Source organism: Paenibacillus glufosinatiresistens (assembly GCF_031470375.1).
Lineage (GTDB): Bacteria > Bacillota > Bacilli > Paenibacillales > Paenibacillaceae > Paenibacillus_AQ > Paenibacillus_AQ glufosinatiresistens.
Window position 1 is genome coordinate 118,953 of record NZ_JAVFHT010000003.1, and the last position, 24,229, is coordinate 143,181.

The following is a 24,229-nucleotide window of genomic DNA, read 5'->3' on the forward strand; positions in this document are numbered from 1 at the left end:
CCTATGTGAATTGCAGGTGAGGAGCAACGTGAGAACCGTAATGTTAAGCTTCCCGTTATCGGCGGAGGCGGCCGGAGAATGGGGAAGACCCCAGATCGCAGCGCTGGGTCAGTTCGACGGCCTTCATCGCGGACATGCCAGCGTAATTGCCGCCGCTGTTGCGCGTGCGCGCAGGGAGGGGCTGCCATGCGCGGTCATCACCTTTCATCCGCATCCCAAAGATGTGATGGGCAAGGGAAATTACGACGGATACCTGACGCCGCCGCGCGACAAGCGCGAGCTGCTGGCGGATATGGGCATCGATGTCCTGTACATTCTGGAATTCGATGAGCCGTTGTCCCGGATCAGTCCGGAGCAGTTCGTAGACGAAATGCTCCGGCCGCTGCGCCTCTCCGCCGCGGTAGTCGGGTTCGACTACCGCTTCGGCTACAAGGGCGAAGGCGACGCCGAGATGCTGCAGCGCCTTGGAGAAGGCTGGATGCAGGTCGAGACCGCGCCGCCGTTTCTTCTGGACGGCGTCAAGGTCAGCAGCTCCGGCATCCGCAGAGCCTTGCAGGAAGGCGACATCGAGACCGCCAATGCCTGGTTCGGACGGCCCTACCGGATCCGGGGGACGGTCGCGCACGGCGAGAAGCGCGGACGGACCATCGGTTTTCCAACGGCCAACGTGAAGCTGGAGGACCGCTATGTCATTCCGGCAACGGGCGTCTATGCGGTGCGGGCCGGAATTGACGGCCGGCGGCTGGACGGAGTCATGAATGTCGGAGTCAAGCCGACCTTTCACGAACAGGCGCTGGAACCGAGCTTTGAGGTGCATTTGTTCGACTTCGAAGGGGACCTGTACGGCCGTGAAATGGAAGTGGAGCTGGTCTCGTTCATTCGTCCCGAGCGCAAGTTCGATTCGGTGGACGCGCTGATTCGCCAGATCGGCGCCGATGCCGAGGTGGCCCGGCATCAGCTCCGCTGAAGAGGATGAAGAAATTTGGCTGCGGGAGACGCCAATTTGTTTTACTTTTGCCGCGCGTAATGCTATACTGTTAAACGTTGCCGGCTTTTTGCCGCTGACGATAACCTTGGCTTGGTTGTACGAGCTTCACCGACGGCGACGAGGCCACAGGCGATTATAGAGAAGGAGGTGAACAGAGTGGCATTGACTCAAGAACGGAAGCATCAGCTGATCGAAGAGCACAGAACGCATGAATCCGATACCGGATCTCCTGAAGTGCAGATCGCGATCCTGACTGAGAATATTACGAACTTGACCGACCACCTGCGTACGCACAAGAAGGATCATCATTCCCGCCGCGGATTGTTGAAGATGGTAGGTCAGCGCCGTAAGCTGTTGGCGTACCTGAAGAACAAGGACGTTAGACGCTATAGCGCCCTGATCGAGAAACTTGGATTGCGTCGCTAATCATCATACGTTTACCCCTAAAGCAGCCTGGTTGTATACCGTATGTGCTTCCTTGAAGCGTCAGCGGGTCGCCGGGTTGCTTTTTAAAAATTTGGGGATAATCAGAGTGATGCCCAAAGGCTGGTCAGCCGCCGCCTGCGGCGGCTTTTTTCCATAGAAGACGAGAACATCAAGGAACAAGCCCAATTCAAGGAGGGGTTTTATGGAACAACGTGTTGAAATGCAGCTTGGCGGAAGAACGCTGGTGCTGGAGACAGGCCGTCTCGCCAAGCAGGCGAACGGAGCCGTGATGGTTCGTTACGGCGATACTTCGGTGCTCTGCACCGTAACCGCTTCAAAAGAGCCGAAGGATCTCGACTTTTTCCCGCTTACCGTCAATTATGAAGAACGTCTCTATGCGGTGGGCAAAATTCCCGGCGGCTTCATCAAGCGTGAAGGCAGACCGAGCGAGAAGGCGATTCTCTCCAGCCGTCTGACCGACCGTCCGATTCGTCCGCTCTTCCCGGAAGGATTCCGCAATGATGTACAGGTGCTGAATCTCGTCATGAGCGTGGATCAGGACTGCTCGCCGGAGATCGCCGCGATGATCGGCACCTCCGCTTCCCTCAGCATCTCCGATGTGCCGTTCAGCGGCCCGATCGGCGGCGTGGTGGTCGGCCGGGTGAACGGCGAGTTCGTCATCAATCCGACGATTGCCCAGCAGGAAGCCAGCGACATCTATCTTGTTGTGGCCGGTACGAAGGATGCCATCATGATGGTGGAAGCGGAAGCCAACGAGGTTCCCGAAGAAATCATGCTGGAAGCGATCATGTTCGGACATGCCGAAATCCGGAACATTGTAGCCGTCATCGAAGAACTGGTGAAGCTTGCAGGTAAAGAGAAGATGGAAGTCAAGCTCCATGCCGTGAATGTCGATGTGAACCGGGAAGTCCGCGATTTTGCGGCCGAGAAGCTGGTTCAGGCGGTCCGTATCGCCGAGAAGCATGCCCGGCAGGATGCCATTGACGCCGTGAACGCGGAGACCGTCGAGTATTTCTCCGAGAAATACATAGAGACGCCTGAGCTGATTGCCGATGTTAAAGAAGTACTGCACGATATCGTCAAGGAAGAAGTCCGCCGGCTCATCACCCATGACAAGGTGCGTCCGGACGGCCGGAAGCTCGACGAAATTCGTCCGATCGAGTGCGATACGTCGCTGCTGCCGCGCACGCACGGATCGGGCCTATTCACCCGTGGACAGACCCAGGCGCTCAGCATCTGTACGCTGGGAGCGCTCGGCGATGTGCAGATTCTCGACGGCATCGACCTGGCCGAGACGAAGCGGTTCATGCACCACTATAATTTCCCGCCGTTCAGCGTAGGCGAAGCCCGTCCGCTGAGAGCGCCGGGACGCCGCGAGATCGGTCATGGCGCTCTGGGCGAGCGCGCCCTGTCGAAGGTCATCCCGAACGAAGCGGAGTTCCCGTATACAATTCGTCTGGTCTCCGAAGTGCTGGAATCCAACGGTTCCACCTCCCAAGCGAGCATCTGCGCCAGCACGCTGGCGATGATGGACGCAGGCGTTCCGATCAAGGCGCCGGTTGCCGGTGTGGCCATGGGTCTGATCAAGGACGGCGAGCATGTCTCGATCCTGACGGACATCCAGGGGATGGAAGACCATCTGGGCGACATGGACTTCAAGGTGGCCGGTACCGCGGAAGGCGTAACCGCCATTCAGATGGACATCAAGATCGACGGCATCGACCGCTCCATTCTTGAAGAAGCGCTGCAGCAGGCGAAGGAAGGCCGCATGTTCATTCTCGGCAAAATGACGGAAGCCATTTTGAAGCCGAGAGAGAGCCTGTCTCCGTATGCGCCGAAGATCATTATCATCAACATCAACCCGGACAAGATCCGCGACGTGATCGGCGCCGGGGGCAAAATCATCAACAAGATCATCGACGAGACCGGCGTCAAGATCGACATCGAGCAGGACGGACGCGTATTCATTTCGTCTTCGGATGAAGCGATGATTCAGAAGGCCCGCGGCATTATCGAAGGCATCGTACGTGAAGTCGTCGTCGGCGAAATCTATGTCGGCACGGTGAAGCGGATCGAGAAATTCGGCGCATTTGTCGAGATCCTTCCGGGCAAAGACGGCCTCGTGCATATTTCCCAGCTCTCGACCGAACGGGTCGGCAAGGTGGAAGATGTCGTGGCGATCGGCGATACCGTGACGGTCAAAGTTACCGAGATCGACCAGCAGGGCCGGGTCAACCTGTCCCGCAAGGCCGTGCTCACTGCTGAACCGCAGGCTTGACCTGTCCGGGTTCCGGCAGCGCATGAAGAGTGAATAACGATTGCGTCAGCGGCTGTCCCTTTCACAGGAAGGGGACGGCCGCAAGGACGACCTTCGGCCGGCAACGGCAAAGAGGCAGAGGCTTTTGCGATCTGGCTCTTTTTTATTGGAATGGAATGCTCCTCATATTCGTTCAGCGGCGCTCATAGAATGGGACAAAGTCCTGCGCGGGCCCGGCCGGCCGCGCCGGAAGACGCCGGCTGCGCTTCCCTGCCAGAAGCGGTAAACCCCGGCGATTCGAGGTACGCGGGAGGAAGCTGGAGTATGGGAGCAAATGTGAATAAGGCGGCGATGGTTCTGGCCTGTCTGGCCGTCGTCATCGGCATCGGGCGGAGCGCTCCGCCGGTGCGGAATATGCTGGCGGCCGTGCACGGCGAGGCGCCGGACGAACGCGGGAGCGGAGCGTCTGCGGCGGCTGCGGCGCCGCAGAAGAATAGCGGGGAGCCGAAGGAGCCGCTGCGGCGGCTTATTGAGCGGAAGGCTTCCGAGCTTCGGCAGGAGCCGCTGAATGCCCGGGTGGACCGGGTCTGGAAGGCGATACCCGGGTATAACGGACGGGAAGTCGATGTAGAGGCAACGTACCGGAAGGCGTCCGTGCTGCAGCCGGGAGAGCAGATTCCTTACGTATTCCGGCGGATCAAGCCGGAAGTCTCGCTTGAGGATCTGGGGGCGCAGCCGATCTACCGCGGCAATCCGGCGAAACCTTTTGTATCGCTGATGATTAATGTGGCGTGGGGGAACGAGTTCATTAAGCCGATGCTGGACATTCTGGACGAAGAGAAAGTGAAGGCGACGTTCTTCCTCGACGGCACCTGGCTGAGCAAGAACCGGGAGCTGGCGCTGGAGATCAAGAACCGGGGCCACGAGATGGAGAACCACGCCTATACGCATCCGAATATGAGCCGGCTCAGCCGGGAGAGAGCGCAGCTTGAAATCGCGAAGACGAAGGATCTGCTGAAGTCGAGCCTTGGGGTCGAGAACAAGTGGTTCGCTCCGCCTTCGGGAGATTTTAATGCGCAGACGGTTGAAATCGCCCAGGGACTCGGACTGAAGACGGTGCTCTGGACGCTCGATACGGTGGACTGGAGGCATCCGCCCGCCGACGCCGTCGTTGCCAAAATCACGTCCAAAGCCGAGCCGGGCAGTCTGATTCTGATGCATCCGACGGATACATCTTCCCAGGCGCTCCGGGGGATGATTCGCGGCATCCGGGCCAAGGGGCTGCGGCTGGCAACCGTCTCGGAGACGCTCTCGGCCGAACGCCCCGAAGACGATGCGGTTGAGTGAGCGGCCTGATTTTGATAGGATATGTAGAGCCCGTTCTTCACGAGAGCAGGAACATGGCATGAACCAGGAGGAACCGAATGAACAAAATTGTACTGTCCAACGGATTGCGGGTCGTGATGGAGAATATTCCAACCGGGAGGTCCGTCGCCTTCGGCATTTGGGTAAAGACCGGATCGCGCAACGAAACGCCGGACATCAACGGGATTTCCCATTTTATCGAGCATATGCTGTTCAAGGGGACGGACCGGTTCGACGCCAAAGGAATTGCGGAGCAGTTTGACGCCATCGGCGGCAATCTCAACGCTTTTACGGCTAAGGAATATACCTGCTATTATACTAAGGTGCTGGATGAGCATCTGCCGATTGCGGTGGATGTGCTGTCCGATATGTTTCTCAAGTCGCAGCTGGACCCGGAGGAGCTGGCGAAGGAACGCAACGTCATTCTGGAGGAAATCTCCATGTGCGAGGATACGCCGGACGATCTGGTGCATGAGCTGATGTCCGCAGCCGCTTACGGCAGCCATCCGCTCGGCATGACCATTCTCGGACAGAAGGACGTTCTGCTCGGCATGGGACCGGATGATCTGCGTTCTTATATGAAGAAGCAGTACACGGTGGAGAATACCGTGATCAGCCTGGCAGGCAACCTCGGGAACGAAGAAGCGGTCGTTCAACTGCTGGAACGGTATTTTGCCGGATTCGACAACCCGGGCAGCGAAGCGGCTCTGACGCCTCCCGAATTCCAGGGAGAACTTCTGTTTCAGCGCAAAAAAACGGAGCAGAACCATATCTGTCTCTCGCTGCCCGGCTGCGCCATCGATGATCCGCTTCAATACGCCATGGTGCTGCTGAACAATACAATCGGCGGCGGGATGAGTTCCCGCCTGTTCCAGGAGATTCGCGAGAAGCGCGGCCTGGCCTACTCGGTCTATTCCTACCACAGCGCACAGGCGGACAGCGGCCTGTTCACGGTCTACGCAGGGACCGCTCCGAAGCAGACCCGGGAAGTGCTGGAGCTGACCAAGGAGATGCTGGCCGATCTGGCGGCGAAGGGCTTGTCCGAAGACGAGCTCAGCAAGGGCAAGGAGCAGCTCAAGGGCAGCCTGATTCTCTCGCTTGAAGGCGCCAGCAGCCGAATGAACCGGCTCGGCAAGAACGAGCTGATGCTCGGTCGGCACGAATCGCTCGACGATGTGATCGAGCGGATTCAGAACGTAAGCATGAAGGACGTGGACGCGCTGCTGGACCGGATGTTCGCCCGGCCGCTTGCCGCCGCCATGGTGGGTACATCCGATAAACCGATTCTCAATGTAAGGAGAGATGATCTTGTTGCCATACGTGCAAATTCGCAAGCTTCCGGGCTCTGAGGATGTGGAGGCGCCGCGCAAAATGTCGCAGCAGGCTTCCGGCTACGACTTGTTCGCGGCCGTGGAGGAAGAGGTCACGCTGACGCCGGGCGCCCGCGCGCTTATTCCGACCGGCATTGCGCTGGCCATGCCGGTGGGGCTCGAAGCGCAGATCCGTCCGCGCAGCGGGCTTGCGATCAAATACGGCGTGACCTGTCTGAATACGCCCGGGACGATTGATGCCGATTACCGCGGCGAGATCAAAGTGATCCTGATCAATCTGGGGCAGGAATCGTTCACCGTCAAGCGCGGCGAGCGGATCGCCCAGATGGTGTTCCAGACGGTGCCGGCCACCGAGCTGGCCTGGGTGGAGGAACTGGACGAGACGGCCCGCGGCGCGGGCGGCTTCGGCCATACCGGCCGTTAAACAGACGGAAGACAAGCGAAAGACAAGCCCGGCGGGCCTGCTCATGCAGGCGGCGCGGGCTTTTTTTATGGAAAAATGCCGGTTCGGTTACCGGCTGCCCGCGCTTCCGCATTCACCCATCGCCCTTGCCCGGCATACAATGCTCCAGAGTCGTTAGCGTAAGTGGTGAAAGGAGCGTCATCCTATGCTTACTGGCGTCCGGATCGTCTTCCTGGGCGGGGATGCAAGACAAATTGAAATCATTCGCAAATGCGTAGAAATGGACGCCGGCGTGAGTACGGTCGGATTCGACCTTTGGGAAGGGCAGCTGCCGGGGGCGGCGAAGGCGGAATTGACAGATTCCCTGCTGTCGGAGGCGGATGCATTGGTGCTGCCTGTGGTCGGCTGCGATGATGAGGGCCAGGTCGGAGCCAAGTATTCGTCGGTGCCGCTTCGGATCGGACCGGAGCAGATTGCGGCGCTGCCGGCCCACTGCACGGTATACACGGGAATGGCAAAGCCGTTCCTGCGCAAGCTCTGCCGGGAGCGGGGGCTGCGGCTGACCGAACTGCTGGAGCAGGATGATGTGGCCATCTATAACTCCATTCCGACCGCGGAAGGGGCGCTTGCTATGGTGATCCAGAATACGGATTTTACCATACACGGCTCGGCAGCCGTGGTGCTGGGGATGGGACGTACCGGGTTTACGATGGCGAGAAGCCTTCAAGGCCTTGGAGCGAGGGTGCGGGTTGGAGTCCGCCGGAGAGAGCATTACGCGCGGGCGGAAGAGATGGGCTGGCAGGCGTTCATGACGGAAGACCTCGGACGAAATCTGGCGGATGCGGATCTGGTGTTCAATACGATTCCTTCGATGATTCTGAATGCGCAGATGATTTCCAAGCTGCCGGCGCACGCCTGTGTAATCGACCTGGCTTCTTCGCCGGGCGGCACGGACTTCCGCTATGCCGAGAAGAGAGGCATCCGCGCTCTGCTGGCTCCGGGTCTGCCGGGGATTGTCGCTCCGAAGACCGCCGGCATCATCATGGCGAACGCTCTGGTGGAGTGCATACGCGCGGAGAGCCGCGAACAGGAGGGGTGAGAATACATGAACTGGCACGGGAAAACTGTCGGGTACGCCATTACAGGCTCCCACTGCACCTTTGAGGAAGTCATGCCGCAAATTCAGCGTTTTGTGGATGAGGGAGCCAATGTCGTGCCGATCGTCTCGGCTTCGGTGAAGGGAACGGATACCCGGTTCGGGACGTCGCAAAATTGGCTAAAACAGTTGAAAGATATAACGGGGAATGATATCATTTCTACAATTGTTGAAGCGGAACCGCTGGGCCCGTCGAAGCTTCTGGATGTGCTGACCATTGCGCCCTGCACGGGCAATACGACAAGCAAGCTGGCCAACGCCATGACGGACGGACCTGTCCTGATGGCGGCCAAGTCGCAGATGCGCAACGGGCGTCCGGTTGTACTGGCGATCTCGACCAACGACGGTCTGGGCCTCAACGCGGCGAATATCGCCAAGCTCCTGGTGGCGAAGAATATTTATTTTGTTCCGTTCGGTCAGGATAATCCGCAAGGAAAACCGAACTCGCTGGTGGCCCGGATGGACCTGATTCCGGAAGCTTGTTATGCCGCCCTGTCGGGCGTGCAGCTTCAGCCGATGATCATTGAACGGTTTCATTCAGCATAAATTTGCAGCACGAATGGCAGCAAGAGCCTCCCTGCCGCCCGCTAAGGGTACCGGCAGGGAGACCCCGTTGTTTCGTTTACTTAATGGAGGAATAGTCATGGGCATTTTGGTGCAAAAATTCGGCGGAACGTCGCTGTCGACCCCGCAGGCAAGAGAGCATGTCATCCGTCATGTCAAACGGGAGCTTGCGGCCGGGCACAGCCTGGTCATCGTCGTGTCGGCCATGGGCCGCCGCGGCGAACCGTATGCGACGGACACGCTTCTGGATTGGGCGGTACAGAACGGCAATGCGCTTCCGGAACGGGAGAAGGACCTGCTGATGTGCTGCGGGGAGATTATATCGGCTGCCACGCTGTGCGGATTGCTGGAGAGCGAAGGCGTTCCGTCCACAGTGCTTACCGGCGCGCAAGCCGGTTTTTTAACGGATGCCAGCTTTGGCAATGCCCGGATTCTCGATGTGCGGCCGGAACGGATTCTCCGTGAACTGCGTGCCCAGAAGGTCGTCATTGTCACCGGATTCCAGGGACAGACGGAAGAAGGCGACTTCACGACGCTGGGCCGCGGCGGCAGCGACACATCGGCGACTGCGCTTGGGGCTGCGCTCCGGGCGGATATGGTCGATATTTATACGGACGTGGACGGCATTCTGACCGCCGATCCCCGAATCGTCGAGGATGCGCGTCCGCTTGGTTTTGTCAGCTATACTGAGATCTGCAATATGGCGTACCAGGGAGCGAAGGTCATTCATCCCAGAGCCGTGGAGATCGCCATGCAGGCGCAGATTCCGGTGCGCGTCCGCTCCACCTTCTCGGAGAGCGAAGGGACGCTGGTTACACAGCCGGAAGCCTTCAAGGACGCCCAGCCCGGCATCGTGGACCGGTTCGTTACCGGCATTGCCTATGTCAACAACATCACCCAGATTTCCGTGGGATGCCCGGACGGCAACGTCTCCGGCGTTCAGCTTCAGATCTTCAAGGCGATGGCCGACAACGGGATCAGCGTCGATTTTATCAACGTGACCCCGACCAGCGCCGTCTATACGGTCTTTGACAACAATTCAGAAAAAGCGATTGCCGCGCTGCAGGAGCTTGGCCTTCGGCCCAAGAGCCTGTCGGGCTGCGTCAAGGTGTCCGTCATCGGAGGGGGCATCAACGGCGTTCCCGGGATCATGGCCCGGATCGTGGAAGCCCTCAGTACGCAGAATATCCAGATTCTGCAATCCGCGGATTCCAACACGACGATCTGGGTGCTGGTGAAGAAGGAAGACATGGTGCAATCGCTGCGCGCGCTGCATTCCAAATTCGAACTACACCGTTAAGGGGAGGAATACAGAGTGGAATTCGGAAGACTGATAACAGCCATGGTGACTCCTTTTAACAAGGAGGGGGAGATTGACTGGGAGGCGACCGCGCGCCTGGTGGACTACCTGATTGAAGAGCAGAAGTCGGAGGGACTTGTCGTCGGGGGAACGACGGGCGAGTCGCCTACGCTGAGCGATGAAGAAAAGCTGGAGATGTTTTCCTTTGTGCTGAAGAAGGCCGCCGGCCGCTGCAAGGTCATTGCGGGCACAGGCAGCAACAGCACGAAACACTCGATCGCCTTAACCAAGCAGGCCGAGCAGCTGGGCGTCGATGCGGCGCTTCTGGTCGTGCCGTATTACAACAAGCCCAACCAGGAAGGGCTTTATCGTCATTTCTCGGCTGTCGCCGCCGAGAGTGATCTGCCGTTGATTCTGTATAATGTTCCGGGCCGGACAGGGGTATGCCTGTCTCCGGAGACTACGGTCCGCCTCTCCCGGGTACCGGGAATCGTGGCCACGAAGGAATGCGCTTCCTGCGATAATGTGGCGCTGATTGCGGCGAACTGCGCTGACGGGTTCCACGTGTATTCGGGGGACGACGCGGCTGGGCTGCCGATGCTGGCTGTAGGCGCGCACGGCATTATCAGCGTCGCCAGCCATATCGCCGGAGCCCAAATGTCCGCCATGATCCGTTCGTTCATATCGGGGGATATCGCGTCGGCGGGCCGGGTTCACCGGGAGCTGTTCCCGCTGTTCAAGGGCTTGTTCGAATGTCCCCAGCCGCTGCCGAACCCTTCCGCCGTCAAGTATGCGCTTGAGCTGCGCGGCGTGACGGTGGGTTCCGTCCGTCTTCCTCTGGTAGACCCCAGCGAAGCGGAAGCCGAATTCATCCGTCAACTCCTTCAATAGAACGCCCGGACGTCCGGTAAATCCGGTGAACCGGAATGTTATAGAGGCCGCCTTCCTTCCCGAAGGCGGCTTCTTCGCGTCTAAATAAAGAGAGACAATTGCGGATAAAATAGCGGAGAGAAGGTCCTGACTTGTCTTTTGTTAAATTTATCATGTATAATGGATGCAAGTGACTGGGTGCGGTTAATTAAAAATGCAGTGATTTTCTGTCATGCGACACGGCATGACTGGACACGGTGAGAGCCTATCGGGCCGATTTGCGCCCGAAACCGGAAGTGTATGGGCCGGGTTCGGCGTCAGGCTTGACATCAGCGTCCGCTTTGAAGAATGGAGATCGCTTTCCTTGGAACAAGGGGGCTTTCGTTGTTGTATCTTTTTTCGGAGTTTCGGACGGCATTCGCCCGTGTCTGAAGGGAAATCAGCAGTTTCAATGATGTGTTCAGCGCTGCCTGGATTGTGGAAGCCATGAAACAACCATATATTTTGCGTCCAAATTTACTAGGAGGGTTAGATTCATTTGTCCAAAAAAAACAACAATGATAAACTTACGATCTTCGCATTAGGCGGAGTCGGCGAAATCGGGAAGAACATGTACGTCGTCCAATACGGCAACGACATCGTCGTCGTGGACGCCGGGCTTAAATTCCCCGAAGAGGACATGCTCGGTATCGACATCGTTATTCCGGACATTTCGTACTTGACGGAGAACCGCGATAAGGTGCGCGGCATTCTGCTGACGCACGGCCACGAAGACCATATCGGTGGATTGCCTTATGTGCTCAAGCATCTGAATGTTCCGGTCTACGGAACGAAGCTGACGCTGGGTCTGGTGGAGAACAAGCTGAAGGAAGCGAATATGCTCGGCGAGACGAAGCGCATTCTCATCCATGAGGATTCGGTCGTGAAGCTGGGGAACACCTTGGTGGCAACCTTCTTCCGGACGAACCACAGTATTCCGGATTCCGTCGGCATCTGCATCGAGACGCCCGAAGGCAACGTCGTTCACACCGGCGACTTCAAGTTCGACCACACGCCGGTCAACGGACAATATGCCAACCTGCACCGGATGGCCGAGATTGGACAGAAGGGCGTGCTTGCCCTGATGTCCGACAGCACCAATGCCGAGAAGCCGGGCTTCACGCCTTCGGAGAAGAATGTGGGCGTTGTGCTGGAAGATATCTTCCGCAAGGCCGACCAGCGCGTCGTGGTGGCGACCTTCGCTTCCAACGTGCACCGCATTCAGCAGGTTGTCAATGCCGCTGAACAGACCGGCCGCAAGATCACGGTCATCGGCCGGAGCATGGTCAACGTAGTGTCGATCGCTTCCGAGCTGGGTTATCTGCATCTGCCGGACGGCATGCTGATTGAACCGGAAGAGATGAACCGCATGGCCGCCAACCGCGTTGTCGTGCTCTGCACAGGCAGCCAGGGCGAGCCGATGTCGGCCCTTACCCGGATGGCCCGTTCCAGCCACCGCAAGGTGGACATTCTGCCGGGCGATACGGTCATCATCGCCGCCACACCGGTTCCGGGCAATGAGAAGTATGTCGGCCGGACGATCGACGAACTGTTCCGCCTGGGCGCCAACGTTATTTACAGCGGCTCCAATTCCGGCGTACACGTCTCCGGTCACGGCAGCCAGGAAGAGCTCAAGCTGATGCTCAACCTGATGAAGCCGAAGTTCTTTATTCCGATCCATGGCGAATACCGGATGCAGCGCAGACATTCCCTGCTGGCGGAATCCGTCGGCGTGGATCCCGACAATATCTTTATTACCGAGATCGGCGAAATGGTCGAAATCCAGAACGGTTCGGCCCGCCGCGCCGGCAAGGTGACTTCCGGCAATGTGCTGATTGACGGTCTTGGCGTAGGCGACGTCGGCAATATCGTTCTCCGCGACCGCAAGCTGCTGTCCCAGGACGGCATCCTCGTTGTCGTCGTTACGCTGAGCAAGCAGAACGGCGCTATCGTATCCGGTCCGGACATCATTTCCCGCGGCTTCGTGTATGTGCGCGAGTCGGAAGGCCTCCTCGATGAAGCCAACCGCATCGTATCCAGTACACTGCAGCGCCTGATGAGCGAGAAGGTCAACGAGTGGGCTTCGCTCAAGACCAGCGTTAAGGATTCCCTGGGCCGGTTCCTCTTTGAACAGACCCGCCGCAGACCGATGATCCTTCCGATCATCATGGAAGTCTAAGGGGCCTTCAAGGACTCTATCTGAATAACGGTTAAGATCAGGGCCCTTCCTCCGGAAAATGGACGCTTTCCGGCGGGGAGGGCCTTGGTGTGTCTGTTCCGCCTGTCTGCCGGTGTACCACCCTTCAGACCGCGTGCATAGACCTTCTTGGTCTAAAGTCATACTAACCCCGAGAACGCAATGGAGAAGGAGTGGGTTCAGATGACGGACAACCATGCCGCAGACAGCGGCAACGCCCGGCGCTACCTTGCCGAGGAGCCGGCCCCCGCGCCGGAGGGACCCGGCCCCGGCTTAGTGCCGGGAGCGATTCCGCAAGTTTCGGTTCCCGGCCCGGCCGGAGCCGTGCGGGAATTTGGACAGAACGCCGTGCTCGGAGGCGAGCCGGATATTTTTTGCATGACGATCATCGGGCAGATTGAAGGTCACTTCGTACTGCCTCCGCAGAACAAGACGACGAAGTATGAGCATATTATCCCGCAGCTGGTGGCAGCGGAGCAGAGCAAGACGGTTCAGGGCATACTGCTGATCCTCAACACGGTGGGCGGGGATGTCGAGGCGGGGCTGGCGATTGCGGAGATGATTGCTTCGCTGTCGAAACCGACGGTAACGGTTGTAGTGGGGGGAGGCCACAGCATCGGGGTGCCGATTGCCGTAGCTTCCACCTATTCCATTATTGCCGAGAGCGCCACGATGACGATTCATCCCATCCGGATGAACGGGCTTGTGATCGGAGTTCCGCAGACATTTGAATACCTGGAGAAAATGCAGGAGCGGGTGGTGCGGTTCGTGACTTCGCACTCGCGGATCAGCGAGGAGGTCTTCAAAGATCTGATGTTCAAGACGGGAGAGCTGAACCGGGATATCGGAACGGCGGTGGGCGGCTATGATGCCGTGAAATTCGGACTGATGGATGAAGTCGGGGGAATCGGCCAGGCGCTGGCGAAGCTGAACGCGATGATCGCTTCAAGCCAAGCGGCCGACGCGGCAATGCCCGAAGGGAGGCTGACGCAATGACGCTGTATACCGTCGCGAGCATGGATCTGGTCTGGGAGGGCGCGCTTGCGCCCGTTACGCCTCTTTGCGAGCTGAGGATCGGAGGGATGGTGATGGAGGCGGAGCCCCTGCCCGAAGGACAATACCGGATTGTCCGCCTGCTCGCCGGACCGCTGAACCTGTATCTGGACAGCCGGTTCGCGCCGGGCTCCGTCATTGGTTCAAGCCTCGGATAGCCGAGCCCGGACAAGCGGGAAATAGCGACCCGAGCCGCCTCTTTCCGACAAAAGAGAACATAGGTACGCCATGCCAAATTGTGCTATAATGATAGCTCGGGGGTGGCTGGCGTGGCTAAACGGAAGAAACGCAAAAAGAAAAAACAGGCGCTGCTCGGCAGCTTCTTGAAATATGAAATTTATGGAATTATTCTGATTACCTTGTCCGTCATCGCGCTGTCGGGCGAAGCGGCGGTCGGCCGTTCCCTGTCCAATCTTTCCGGGTATTTGCTGGGGCGGTTCTATTTTGCGCTGCCGCTGGCCGGAATCTGGTACGGCCTGATGGTCATGATTCACCGCAGATGGCCGTCCTCCTGGAGCAGCAGGCTGACGGGCGTTCTGCTTCTGGTCATGGCGCTGACGCTCATGAGCAGCATTTCGGCTATGGAGCACAAGCTTGGGCCGATCCATCTGCTTCAGCCGGGACAAGTGATCGCCCAGACCCAGCGCGATCTGGCCGGAGCCTTGACGCCGGGCGGGGATGAGCACGGAATGTACATGCTGGGCAAAGACATCAGCGGCGGCTATGTCGGCGCCCTGCAATTTGCAGTGCTGCTGTGGCTGTTCGGTACCCTCGGAGCCAAGCTGCTGATGATCGTCATGCTGGCGATCAGCTTCATGCTGATTACGAATTTGTCCTATGTGGAGCTGGCTGTGCTGCTCCGCACTCGGGCGGTCAAGCTTGCCGAGAACCTGCGCCAGCGTTCCGCCAACCGTCCCAAGGCAGTGCCCGCGGCTCCTCGGGCGGGTGGGCGCAAGCCGGCCGCTGCCGCTATGCCGGCGGTTGCCGTGCCGCAGGACGAGGAGCATGAAGAACCGCCGATTGCAAGCCCGGGACGCTCGGGAGCGGCGCTTCTGAAGCGCCTGAACATTCGGGCCCGTTCCGAAGAACGGGAAACGGCCGGGGAGCCGCAGCAGACGGAGAGAGAGGCGGCCGCAGGCAGCGGGCCGATTCTGTCGGGATTTACCGAGCCGGCCGATTGGAGAAGCCTTGCCGATGAAGAGGACCCCGAGGACCTGGACGACGAGGCGATGGAAGTGACCCCAATCATCCGGGACTTCTTCGAGCACATCCGAAGCGAAGGGTTGAGCCGGGAGGACCGGGAAGAGTGGTCGGAATTCTCTCCGACTGCCCGAATCGACGGCCTGAAGCACTCCGCCCGCCTGTCGGAACAGAGCGGCGAAGGAGATCCGGCGGAAGCGGCTGCCGGGATGGCCCGGGCGGCAGCCGACGCCGGAATCCCGGACGGGGCAGAAGGTTTGCCGGGGGACCCTCCGGCTGCGCCGGGGGAGGAAAGGGAAGCTGTCGCTTCGCCTCCGCCTCCGCCGCCTAAACCTTATAAGCTGCCGCCGTTCCGGCTGCTCTCCAAGCCAAGCGGCGCCGGCAAGGGCGGCGATCAGAACGACTACATGCAGACGGCCCGGAAGCTTGAAGCTACGCTCGAGAGCTTCGGGGTGCGCGCGAAGGTGCTGGAAGTGGTCCGCGGCCCTGCGGTGACCCGGTACGAGATTCAGCCGGATATCGGCGTCAAGGTCAGCCGGATCGTCAGTCTGACCGACGATATCGCCCTCGCGCTGGCCGCCAAGGATATCCGGATGGAAGCGCCGATTCCCGGCAAATCGGCGATCGGCATCGAAGTGCCGAATCCTGAAGTGTCGCTGGTCACCATGCGCGAGGTCATGGAGACGCAGACGTTCCAGGACGCGGAATCGAAGCTGACCATTGCCTTCGGCCGGGATATCTCCGGCCAGACGATCATCGGGAATCTGGCCCGTATGCCCCATCTGCTGGTGGCGGGAGCAACGGGTTCGGGCAAGTCGGTCTGCATTAACGGGATAATTACCAGTATTCTGTATAAGGCAAAGCCCAATGAAGTCAAGTTCCTGATGGTCGATCCGAAGATGGTCGAGCTGAATGTATACAACGGCATACCTCATTTGATGGCGCCCGTTGTAACGGACCCGAAGCGCGCCAGTCTGGCGCTGAAGAAGATTGTCGTCGAGATGGAGAAGCGCTACGAGCTGTTCTCGAAGTCGGGCACCCGGAATGTCGAGGGCTACAATGCGCTGATGAAGGATAACCCGGCTGCGGTTCTGCCTTATATTGTGGTTATCGTCGATGAGCTTGCCGATCTGATGATGGTCGCTGCGGGAGATGTAGAGGATGCGATCTGCCGGCTGGCCCAGATGGCCCGCGCCGCAGGCATCCACCTTATCATCGCTACGCAGCGTCCTTCGGTGGACGTCATTACCGGCGTAATCAAGGCGAATATCCCGTCCCGCATCGCGTTCGGCGTGTCCTCCCAGGTGGATTCGCGGACCATCCTCGATATGGCGGGCGCCGAGAAGCTGCTGGGCCGCGGAGACATGCTGTTCATGCCGATGGGTTCTTCAAAGCCGATTCGTGTTCAGGGCGCCTTCATGAGCGACGGCGAAGTGGAAGCGATCGTGCAGTATGTGAGCAGCCAGGGAGAGGCGCAGTATGACGAATCGCTCGTGCCTGAAGTGGACGAGTCCGGCGACAGCCCGGACGAGCCGCAGGATGAGATGTACGATCAGGCGGTCCAGATTGTGCTGGAGGCGAAGCAGGCCTCGGTCTCGCTGCTGCAGCGGCGGATGCGCGTCGGGTATACCCGGGCCGCCCGTCTGATTGATTCGATGGAAGCCCGGGGCGTCATCGGCCCCTATGAGGGCAGCAAACCGCGCGAGGTGCTGGTCTCGCTGGAGCAATATCAGCAGAGCCGGATCAGTTCATAAGTTTTGGCTGTAGGACAGAAGCTGCGTGTGTCAACGGGAGTTCATTCTCCGCTGGCGCATGCAGCTTTTTTGGCGCATCGGACAGAGAGAGCCTGCGAAGTCAAGGCGGAAAGAAAGCGGGGAGAAGGCTTGGAAAGGACATGCATAGGAACGGCGCGGCTTCGTCATAATAACTTTAGCCATCCATGCAGAACTTACAAGAGAAAGGTAGAGCGAAGCCAAATGAACAAAACGAAGCTGTGGATCATGGCCGCACTGACTCTTACGCTCGCTGCGGCTCCGCTGACCGGACACTACTACAGAGGAGGCGCGCATCCCGAACGGGACTCCAAGCCATCCCCCGCACTTGCCAGCCAAGACGGGGCCCTCTCCGGGCCGGACGAATTTGGCAATGAGGCCCTTCCTGCCTTCGGAACGACGCCGCTTCGATACGGCGCTTCCGGTCAGGATATTTACGAACTGCAGGGCCGGTTGAAATACCTCGGCTACTACGACGGCAAGATTGACAGCCAGTTCGGTTCCAAAACCCTGAACTCGGTCAAATGGTTCCAATGGAAATTCGGAATGACAGCCGACGGTATCGTCGGAGCGAAGACGAAGCTGAAATTGTATAACGCAACCAAGGACTGGAAGCCGACTGAACCGAAGACGGCTTCCGGAGATGAAGGCCAGAACGGAACAGCAGGCTCCGGCGGGAACCAGACGAAGAATACGGCGGAGCTGTCCTCCGGCAACACGATGGGCTTGTCGGAGAACGACCTGCGGATCATGGCCAACGCCGTCTACGGCGAAGCGCGCGGGGAGCCTTTTGAAGGCCAGGTTGCCGTTGCTGCGGTAATTCTGAACCGGGTGAAATCCCCGAGCTTCCCGAATACGCCGTCCGGCGTCATCTTCCAGCCGGGCGCCTTCACGGCCGTTGCCGACGGACAGATTTATCTGGAACCGAACGAACAGGCCCGCAAGGCGGTTCAGCAGGCGCTGAACGGATGGGACCCGACCGGCGGGTGTCTGTATTATTTTAATCCCAAGACGGCAACCTCCAAGTGGATCTGGAGCCGTCCGCAGGTCAAGACGATCGGAGAGCATATTTTCTGCATGTAATTCAGCACCCCTTGCGGAGCAGGCTGCTTCCGGGATAGCCGGAGGAATCCGGCAGCCGACTAAAATGGAGCAACCGGAGCCTCTTCCTCCGGTTGCTTCCTTTGTTTGGAATGGTTTAGAATAAATATTACTTCATAAACATGGTAACAAGCACCTTATCCCGCAGGCATTGACTTCAGAATGCCTCCCCACGAAAAGGAGTTTTGGAATTGACCAATCACACGTTCCAGCATGGTTCCGTCGGCGGACTCCGCCTGCATGTGCTGCCGACCAAGACATTCAAGACCTTCGCCATTTCGCTGTACGCCGGTATTCCGCTGGCGGAAGACACGGTTACGCAGACGGCGCTTATTCCGTTCGTGCTTCGCCGGGGCACGGCCGCTTATCCCGAAACGTCTGAATTCCGGAAGCGGCTGGAGGAGCTCTACGGAGCCGGATTCGGCTTCGATGTCTACAAGCGCGGCGATTATCAGATTGTGCAGTTCCGAATGGACACGATCAACGACGCTTTTGTCTCCAGTCCGAAGAGCCTGCTCGCCGAATCGTTCGAGTTTCTCGGCCAGGTGCTCACGCATCCGCTGCTGGACAACGGCGCATTCCGTTCCGCTTATGTGGCCACAGAGAAAGAGACCGTGCGCAAGAAGCTGGAAGCGATCATCAACGACAAGGCCCGCTATGCGGCTGAACGATGCATTGAAGAGATGTGCAAGGATGAACCTTACCGCTTGTATCCGCTGGGGCAGCGCTCCGACCTCGAACCGGTAACGCCGGAGAGCCTGTACAGCTCCTACCGCAGCTGGCTGGACGGCGCGATTCTGGATCTGTACGTTGTTGGAGATACAACCGCCGAAGAAGTGGAGCGGCTGGCCCGCCAATACTTCTCCCTGGAGCGAAACGCCACGCTTCCGTATGAGTCCCGCGTTCAAATTCCCCAAGCGCGCGAGGTCCAGACGGTGGTCGAGAAGCTCGATGTGGGCCAGGGCAAGCTGAACATGGGGCAGCGGACCTCCATCACCTATAAGGACGACGCTTACCCGGCGGCCCTGATGTACAACGGAATTCTGGGCGGATATCCGCATTCCAAATTGTTCGTGAACGTCCGGGAGAAGGAGAGTCTGGCTTACTACGCTTCCTCCCGTTACGACGGGCACAAAGGAATCGGCACGATCCAGTCGGGTATCGAGATCCCGAATTATGACAAGGCGGTGGATATTATCCGCCGACAGCTTGAAGACATGCGCAGCGGAAATATCAGCGATCTGGAGCTGAACCAGACCAAAGCGATGATTCGCAACCTGCTGCTGGAAATCCAGGATTCGGCTTTTGAAATGATCTCGTTCGACTTCAACCGCCAGCTGTCCGGCAAGGACCGGACGACCTCGGAACTGATCGATCTGGTGCAGCAGGTGTCGGCGGACGATGTGAAGCAGGCGGCGGACGCGTTCCGGCTGGATACGATCTATTTCCTGACCGGACAGAAGGAGGTTTAACCGATGGAGACTCTACATTATGAACGCCTTCAAGAGACCCTGTACCGCGAAGTGATGGACAACGGGCTTCAAGTCTACGTCCTGCCGAAGCAGGGATTCACGAAGACCTATGCCACGTTCGCAACCAAATACGGTTCCGTGGACAATCATTTCCGGGTAGCGGGGCAGGAGGAAGTAACCGTCCCTGACGGCATCGCCCATTTTCTGGAGCATAAAATGTTCGAGGAACCCGAAGGCGATATCTTCGCCACCTTTGCTTCCAACGGAGCTTCCGCCAATGCGTTCACGAGCTTTGAACAGACGGTGTACCTCTTCTCGGCGACCGAGAAGATTGAGACCAACCTTTCGACGCTGATCGACTTTGTGCAGCGGCCTTATTTTACGGAACAGAACGTGGAGAAGGAGAAGGGCATCATCGGCCAGGAGATCAATATGTATGCCGACAACCCGGACTGGCGCGTCTATTTCGGACTGATCGAAGCGATGTATACGAAGCATCCGGTCCGCATTGACATCGCCGGTACGGTGGATTCCATCTCCACGATTACAAAAGATACGCTCTATACCTGCTACAATGCGTTCTACCATCCGAGCAACATGCTGCTGTTCGTTGTAGGCGGCGTCGATCCCGAAGCGGTCTTCAAGCTGGTGCGGGAGAATCAGAGAGCCAAGTCCTACGGCCCGCAGGGCGAAATCGAGCGGATCTTCGAGACGGAACCGGCGGAGGTCGGCCTTAATCGCAAGGAATGCAGACTCCCGGTCTCCCTTCCGAAGTGCCTCTTCGGGTTCAAGGAGGCGGAAGCCGGCCTTGACGGCCCGGAAGCGGTGCGCCGCGACCTGATCACCAAGCTGATGCTGGATCTTCTGGTCGGCAGCAGCACCAATATTTATCAGACGCTCTATGAAGAAGACCTGATCTCCGACAGCTTCGGACACGAATTCAACAGCTCGCCGCAATATGCTTTCTCGGCAATCGGCGGAGATACGAGGGACCCCGATCTGCTGCTTGGCCGGTTCCGCGAGCTGGTAGAGCCAATTCTGGCCTCCGGCTTCCGGGAAGACGATTTCGAGCGGGCGCGGAGCAAAAAAATCGGCTCCTACCTTCGCATGCTGAACTCGCCGGAGAGCATTGCCCATGAATTCACGCGTTACCAGTTCCGTGGAGGAGATCTGTTCGAGGTGCTCCCGACTTATGAATCGATCACGCTTGAGGAAGTCAATGAACGTCTGCGCTCCCATGTGGACTGGAACCGGCTTGCCGTGTCCCTGGTGGTGAGTCCCTGAGATGAGAGAGGAGACCGGGGGAGCCAAATCCCTTCGGGAGATGAACGTGCTGGTCACGGGGGGCAGCGGCGGCATTGGGGGAGCGATCGCCGAACGGTTCGCTTCAGTCGGAATGGGTGTGGCGATTCACTACATGCAGTCCCATGAAGCGGCGAATGAAGTGGCCCGCCGGTGTCTGGAGCAGGGCGCCCGGGCGATGACCGTCAAGGCGGACTTGAGAGACCGGGTCCAGCTGGAGCGTATGGCGGAGCGGCTGGAGGCCGAAGGGATGCGGCCCGATATTCTGGTGAACAACGCGGGACGGGCGCATTATGGCATGCTGGCGGATTTGACCGATGCGGAATGGGACGATCTGATGGCCGTGAATTTAAAAAGCGCCTTTATGTGCAGCCAGATCTTCATGCGGCACATGGTCTCCCAGCGGTATGGCCGAATTATTAATATTTCGTCGGTGTGGGGAATCTCGGGCGCTTCCTGCGAGGTGGCCTATTCGGCCAGCAAAGGCGGGATGAATGCATTCACGAAGGCTCTGGCCAAGGAACTTGCGCCTTCCGGCGTGACGGTGAACGCCGTCGCTCCGGGAGCCGTGATGACCCGGATGATGGAAGGCTTTGCCGATGAAGAGGTCCGTTCGCTGGAAGAAGAAATTCCTGCGGGACGGCTCGCGTCGCCGGAGGATGTCTCTTCGCTCGTCTATTTCCTCGCGCTGCCGGAATCCGGTTACATTACAGGCCAGGTCATCAGCCCCAACGGGGGCTGGATCACCTGAGAACGTCTTCGGAGAGCTTGGGAACACTCACCAGGCATAACCGGGATGGCGGAAGGACATAGTAAGACTGTTGCTATTAAATCTCATCATGAGGAGGATTTAAGATGTCAACAGAGTCATCCGTTATCAAGAATTTTGATACGTGGAAGAAGTTTCTGGGAGAACGGGTCGTGCAGGCCGAGAAGATGGGAATGAGCGAAGATACCATTTCCAAGCTGGCCTTTGAGATCGGGGAGTTCCTCGATAACAAAGTCGATCCCCAGAACCCTTCCAACCGGGCGATCAAGGAGCTGTGGGACGTCGGCGACGAAGCCGAGCGCCATACCATTGCGTCGCTCATGGTAAGGCTGGCCAAAAAAAACGCGTAGCCTGCCGCAGTGCAAGAAGCTCCCCTTAGCGGGGGCTTTTTACATATGCGGTTTTTCACGGCTTGCCTTTCATTTTCTTTTTATATATCATTAACATGACCCGGACCCGTCAACGGGCTGTCGATTTTTTGCCTTTCCCGGCGGGAGAGGTCGAATCCGGGAACTAGGAAGTTACGGGGTGTAGTCGCTTGGAATACAAACAATGGTATCTGGAATACAAGATACATAAGAACCGGCCGGGACTGCTCGGCGACATCGCTTCCATGCTGGGCATGTTGGAAGTCAACATATTGACCATCAACGGGGTGGAGGGCAAGACCCGGGGGATGCTGCTGGAGACCAGCGACGACGAGAAGATCAGCCTTCTGGGCCAGATGCTTAAGAAGGTGGAGAATATAACGGTGACCGCGCTGCGTTCGCCGAGACTGGTGGACCGGCTCGCGGTAAGGCATGGCCGATACATCGACCGGGATTCCGACGATAGGAAGACCTTCCGTTTTACCCGGGATGAACTGGGGCTGCTTGTCGATTTCCTGGGCGAACTGTTCAAGCGGGAGGGCAATCAAGTCATCGGTCTTCGGGGAATGCCGCGCGTCGGCAAGACCGAATCCATTATTGCGGGCAGTGTCTGCGCGATGAAGCGGTGGACGTTTGTGTCCTCGACGCTGCTGCGCCAGACGGTCCGAAGCCAGCTGGCCGAGGACGAGATGAATCCGCATAATGTGTTCATTATTGACGGCATCATCAGCACCATCCGTTCCAGCGAGAAGCACTATCAGCTGCTGGAGGCGATCATGTCGATGCCGAGCACCAAGGTGATCGAGCATCCCGATATTTTTGTGAGAGAATCGAACTACACGTTCGATGATTTTGATATTATTATCGAGCTTCGGAGCACTCCGGGCGAAGAGATTGTGTACGACAACTTTACAGCCAGCTACAGCGACGACCTGTAGGCCGGACGGATAAAAGGAGATGAGAGCATGTCGGAACTTGGCCGGCAGCTGAAGGAAGCGCGACTGCAGAAGGGGATGAGCCTGGACGATGTCCAGGAAGTCACCAAGATCCGCAAGAAATACCTGGAAGCGATTGAAGCCGGAGATTACAAGGCTCTGCCTGGAAGCTTTTATGTCCGGGCGTTCATCAAAACGTATGCGGAAGCGGTCGGAGTCAATCCCGACGAGCTGATGCAGGAGCAGGGAATGGTCCAGCCTCCGGCTGCCGAGCCGTCGACGATGGAGACTGTCATGTCGCAGCGGAGCCGTCGTTCGGAGAGTCAGCGGAGCGTCAAGTGGCTTCCGACGGTGCTGATGTGGGTGTTCCCCGTGTTGATTCTTGCGGTGATCTATATCTATGCCTCGAACTGGGGACATTCCGACAGCGAGAAGACGGACCCTGTGAATTTAACGGAGAGTTCCAAGCTGCCGAGCGCCGTCCCTTCGGCCGGACAGGCCGCAAGCCCGGCGCCTACCCATGCGGGAGCGGGTGCCGATCCTTCGGCTGCGCCGTCGGTTGAGCCTTCCCCGTCGCCGTCTCCATCCCCTTCTCCGGAGGCAGACGGGACGGTCGTTCAAGACCGCAAGTCGGGCAAGACCACCGTCTTCAGAGTGACGGGCAGCGCCCCGCAGGTCGTCATTGACGCCACCGGAGAGAGCTGGCTGGAAGTATACCGGGGAACGAATTCCAAGGGAGAGAAGCTGAACTTCGCCACAACTGCGTCGGGCGATCATTTCACGTATACGCTGGACAGCGCGGGCCTGTATATCAAATCCGGCAATTCGCCGTACACCACCATTACCGTGAACGGACAGACGGTGACGGACGGCAAGACGACCTCGCGAATTCTGCTTGAATTGGACAGCGGCGGAACCGGCACTTCCGCGGACGGCGGAGCAGCCGGCGATGCTGCCGGAACAGAAGCCGGCACAGAACAATCCGGCGATTAAGCCCCGATGCATACCCTTGTTGCAGATGGAGAAACTAACGTTGATTCACAGTTTCTTCACACCAAAGCGAGGTGTATGATCATGACGGTCAGTTGGATCGTAACCGGTCTGGGCATCATTGTCAGCCTGCTCGGTTATTATTTGACCCCGGGAGCCTGGGGCTACGGTATTCTGGGATTCGGCCTGGCCCATATCGTGCTGGGCATTCTGGATATGTTCCGGAACCCTGCCCGCAGCAGATAGGCTGCCTTAAGGGGCAGGCGCGCCATGCCCCCGAGCCGGCGGAAGCCGCAAGGAGAGAGGACCCGCGTTCGCGGGTCTTTTCCATGGGTGGAAGGATAATCCTG

Annotated in this window: 22 protein-coding genes; all 22 read left to right on the forward strand. The window is 58.5% G+C overall.

The genetic code is table 11. From position 1 onward, the window contains the following. Window positions 1-28 precede the first annotated feature (28 nt). Window positions 29-967 (forward strand): bifunctional riboflavin kinase/FAD synthetase, encoded by a 939-nt coding sequence (locus tag RBI05_RS05520; RefSeq protein WP_310550362.1) that lies wholly within the window; start codon window positions 29-31, stop codon window positions 965-967. A 177-nt stretch (window positions 968-1,144) separates the two neighbouring features. Further along, window positions 1,145-1,414, forward strand: a complete 270-nt coding sequence (rpsO, locus tag RBI05_RS05525) for a 30S ribosomal protein S15 (protein ID WP_150457269.1) — start codon at window positions 1,145-1,147, stop codon at window positions 1,412-1,414. A gap of 202 nt (window positions 1,415-1,616) precedes the next feature. Next, a complete protein-coding gene (pnp, locus tag RBI05_RS05530; RefSeq protein ID WP_310550363.1) occupies window positions 1,617-3,713 on the forward strand; it encodes a polyribonucleotide nucleotidyltransferase in 2,097 nt (698 codons plus the stop codon). A 303-nt stretch (window positions 3,714-4,016) separates the two neighbouring features. Further along, on the forward strand, window positions 4,017-5,039 hold the full coding sequence (locus tag RBI05_RS05535) for a polysaccharide deacetylase family protein (RefSeq protein WP_310550364.1): 1,023 nt from the start codon (window positions 4,017-4,019) through the stop codon (window positions 5,037-5,039). A gap of 77 nt (window positions 5,040-5,116) precedes the next feature. Then, the gene (locus RBI05_RS05540) at window positions 5,117-6,406 is read left to right on the forward strand and encodes a M16 family metallopeptidase (protein WP_310550365.1); all 1,290 of its coding nucleotides are present in this window, start codon (window positions 5,117-5,119) and stop codon (window positions 6,404-6,406) included. After that, complete coding sequence (gene dut, locus RBI05_RS05545; protein ID WP_310550366.1) at window positions 6,366-6,812, forward strand: dUTP diphosphatase; 447 nt, start codon at window positions 6,366-6,368, stop codon at window positions 6,810-6,812. The genes RBI05_RS05540 and dut overlap by 41 nt, the downstream gene beginning before the upstream one ends. Window positions 6,813-6,996: 184 nt before the next feature. After that, entirely contained in the window at window positions 6,997-7,890 is an 894-nt protein-coding gene (dpsA, locus tag RBI05_RS05550; RefSeq protein ID WP_310550367.1) for a dipicolinate synthase subunit DpsA, read from the forward strand. Window positions 7,891-7,896: 6 nt separating this feature from the next. Beyond that, window positions 7,897-8,493, forward strand: coding sequence for a dipicolinate synthase subunit B (locus RBI05_RS05555; protein WP_150457275.1), 597 nt, complete (start codon window positions 7,897-7,899; stop codon window positions 8,491-8,493). A gap of 97 nt (window positions 8,494-8,590) precedes the next feature. Then, a complete protein-coding gene (dapG, locus tag RBI05_RS05560; protein WP_310550368.1) occupies window positions 8,591-9,811 on the forward strand; it encodes an aspartate kinase in 1,221 nt (406 codons plus the stop codon). Window positions 9,812-9,826: 15 nt separating this feature from the next. Beyond that, window positions 9,827-10,702 carry a 4-hydroxy-tetrahydrodipicolinate synthase gene (dapA, locus tag RBI05_RS05565; protein ID WP_310550369.1) on the forward strand — a complete coding sequence of 292 codons (876 nt, stop codon included), beginning with the start codon at window positions 9,827-9,829 and terminating at the stop codon, window positions 10,700-10,702. A gap of 517 nt (window positions 10,703-11,219) precedes the next feature. Continuing rightward, window positions 11,220-12,899, forward strand: a complete 1,680-nt coding sequence (locus RBI05_RS05570; protein WP_150457278.1) for a ribonuclease J — start codon at window positions 11,220-11,222, stop codon at window positions 12,897-12,899. A 201-nt stretch (window positions 12,900-13,100) separates the two neighbouring features. After that, window positions 13,101-13,913 (forward strand): ClpP family protease, encoded by an 813-nt coding sequence (locus tag RBI05_RS05575; protein ID WP_310550370.1) that lies wholly within the window; start codon window positions 13,101-13,103, stop codon window positions 13,911-13,913. Next, complete coding sequence (locus RBI05_RS05580; protein ID WP_310550371.1) at window positions 13,910-14,128, forward strand: YlzJ-like family protein; 219 nt, start codon at window positions 13,910-13,912, stop codon at window positions 14,126-14,128. The genes RBI05_RS05575 and RBI05_RS05580 overlap by 4 nt, the downstream gene beginning before the upstream one ends. A gap of 111 nt (window positions 14,129-14,239) precedes the next feature. Then, window positions 14,240-16,924 (forward strand): FtsK/SpoIIIE family DNA translocase, encoded by a 2,685-nt coding sequence (locus tag RBI05_RS05585; protein ID WP_310550372.1) that lies wholly within the window; start codon window positions 14,240-14,242, stop codon window positions 16,922-16,924. Between the two features lie 222 nt (window positions 16,925-17,146). Then, window positions 17,147-18,025 carry a spore cortex-lytic enzyme gene (sleB, locus tag RBI05_RS05590; protein ID WP_310550373.1) on the forward strand — a complete coding sequence of 293 codons (879 nt, stop codon included), beginning with the start codon at window positions 17,147-17,149 and terminating at the stop codon, window positions 18,023-18,025. A gap of 209 nt (window positions 18,026-18,234) precedes the next feature. Further along, the gene (gene yfmF, locus RBI05_RS05595; protein WP_310550374.1) at window positions 18,235-19,515 is read left to right on the forward strand and encodes an EF-P 5-aminopentanol modification-associated protein YfmF; all 1,281 of its coding nucleotides are present in this window, start codon (window positions 18,235-18,237) and stop codon (window positions 19,513-19,515) included. A 3-nt stretch (window positions 19,516-19,518) separates the two neighbouring features. Next, window positions 19,519-20,799 carry an EF-P 5-aminopentanol modification-associated protein YfmH gene (gene yfmH / locus RBI05_RS05600; protein ID WP_310550375.1) on the forward strand — a complete coding sequence of 427 codons (1,281 nt, stop codon included), beginning with the start codon at window positions 19,519-19,521 and terminating at the stop codon, window positions 20,797-20,799. 1 nt (window position 20,800) lies between these two features. Further along, window positions 20,801-21,568 carry an elongation factor P 5-aminopentanone reductase gene (gene ymfI / locus RBI05_RS05605; protein WP_310550376.1) on the forward strand — a complete coding sequence of 256 codons (768 nt, stop codon included), beginning with the start codon at window positions 20,801-20,803 and terminating at the stop codon, window positions 21,566-21,568. Between the two features lie 104 nt (window positions 21,569-21,672). Next, window positions 21,673-21,936: a DUF3243 domain-containing protein gene (locus RBI05_RS05610; protein WP_150457284.1), complete on the forward strand. Its 264-nt coding sequence runs from the start codon at window positions 21,673-21,675 to the stop codon at window positions 21,934-21,936. 188 nt (window positions 21,937-22,124) lie between these two features. Beyond that, complete coding sequence (locus tag RBI05_RS05615) at window positions 22,125-22,892, forward strand: DUF3388 domain-containing protein (RefSeq protein WP_150457285.1); 768 nt, start codon at window positions 22,125-22,127, stop codon at window positions 22,890-22,892. 27 nt (window positions 22,893-22,919) lie between these two features. Then, complete coding sequence (locus tag RBI05_RS05620; protein WP_310550377.1) at window positions 22,920-23,882, forward strand: helix-turn-helix domain-containing protein; 963 nt, start codon at window positions 22,920-22,922, stop codon at window positions 23,880-23,882. Between the two features lie 81 nt (window positions 23,883-23,963). Further along, window positions 23,964-24,125 (forward strand): hypothetical protein, encoded by a 162-nt coding sequence (locus RBI05_RS05625; protein ID WP_191089487.1) that lies wholly within the window; start codon window positions 23,964-23,966, stop codon window positions 24,123-24,125. Window positions 24,126-24,229 lie beyond the last annotated feature (104 nt).

Excerpts from the sequence above, each read along its gene's own strand:
- pnp (WP_310550363.1), top strand. The coding sequence starts at position 1,617 with ATGGAACAACGTGTTGAAATGCAGCTTGGCGGAAGAACGCTGGTGCTG.
- RBI05_RS05535 (WP_310550364.1), top strand. The coding sequence starts at position 4,017 with ATGGGAGCAAATGTGAATAAGGCGGCGATGGTTCTGGCCTGTCTGGCC.
- RBI05_RS05540 (WP_310550365.1), top strand. The coding sequence starts at position 5,117 with ATGAACAAAATTGTACTGTCCAACGGATTGCGGGTCGTGATGGAGAAT.
- dpsA (WP_310550367.1), top strand. The coding sequence starts at position 6,997 with ATGCTTACTGGCGTCCGGATCGTCTTCCTGGGCGGGGATGCAAGACAA.
- RBI05_RS05555 (WP_150457275.1), top strand. The coding sequence starts at position 7,897 with ATGAACTGGCACGGGAAAACTGTCGGGTACGCCATTACAGGCTCCCAC.
- dapG (WP_310550368.1), top strand. The coding sequence starts at position 8,591 with ATGGGCATTTTGGTGCAAAAATTCGGCGGAACGTCGCTGTCGACCCCG.
- RBI05_RS05575 (WP_310550370.1), top strand. The coding sequence starts at position 13,101 with ATGACGGACAACCATGCCGCAGACAGCGGCAACGCCCGGCGCTACCTT.
- RBI05_RS05580 (WP_310550371.1), top strand. The coding sequence starts at position 13,910 with ATGACGCTGTATACCGTCGCGAGCATGGATCTGGTCTGGGAGGGCGCG.
- sleB (WP_310550373.1), top strand. The coding sequence starts at position 17,147 with ATGAACAAAACGAAGCTGTGGATCATGGCCGCACTGACTCTTACGCTC.
- yfmH (WP_310550375.1), top strand. The coding sequence starts at position 19,519 with ATGGAGACTCTACATTATGAACGCCTTCAAGAGACCCTGTACCGCGAA.
- ymfI (WP_310550376.1), top strand. The coding sequence starts at position 20,801 with ATGAGAGAGGAGACCGGGGGAGCCAAATCCCTTCGGGAGATGAACGTG.
- RBI05_RS05610 (WP_150457284.1), top strand. The coding sequence starts at position 21,673 with ATGTCAACAGAGTCATCCGTTATCAAGAATTTTGATACGTGGAAGAAG.
- RBI05_RS05620 (WP_310550377.1), top strand. The coding sequence starts at position 22,920 with ATGTCGGAACTTGGCCGGCAGCTGAAGGAAGCGCGACTGCAGAAGGGG.
- RBI05_RS05625 (WP_191089487.1), top strand. The coding sequence starts at position 23,964 with ATGACGGTCAGTTGGATCGTAACCGGTCTGGGCATCATTGTCAGCCTG.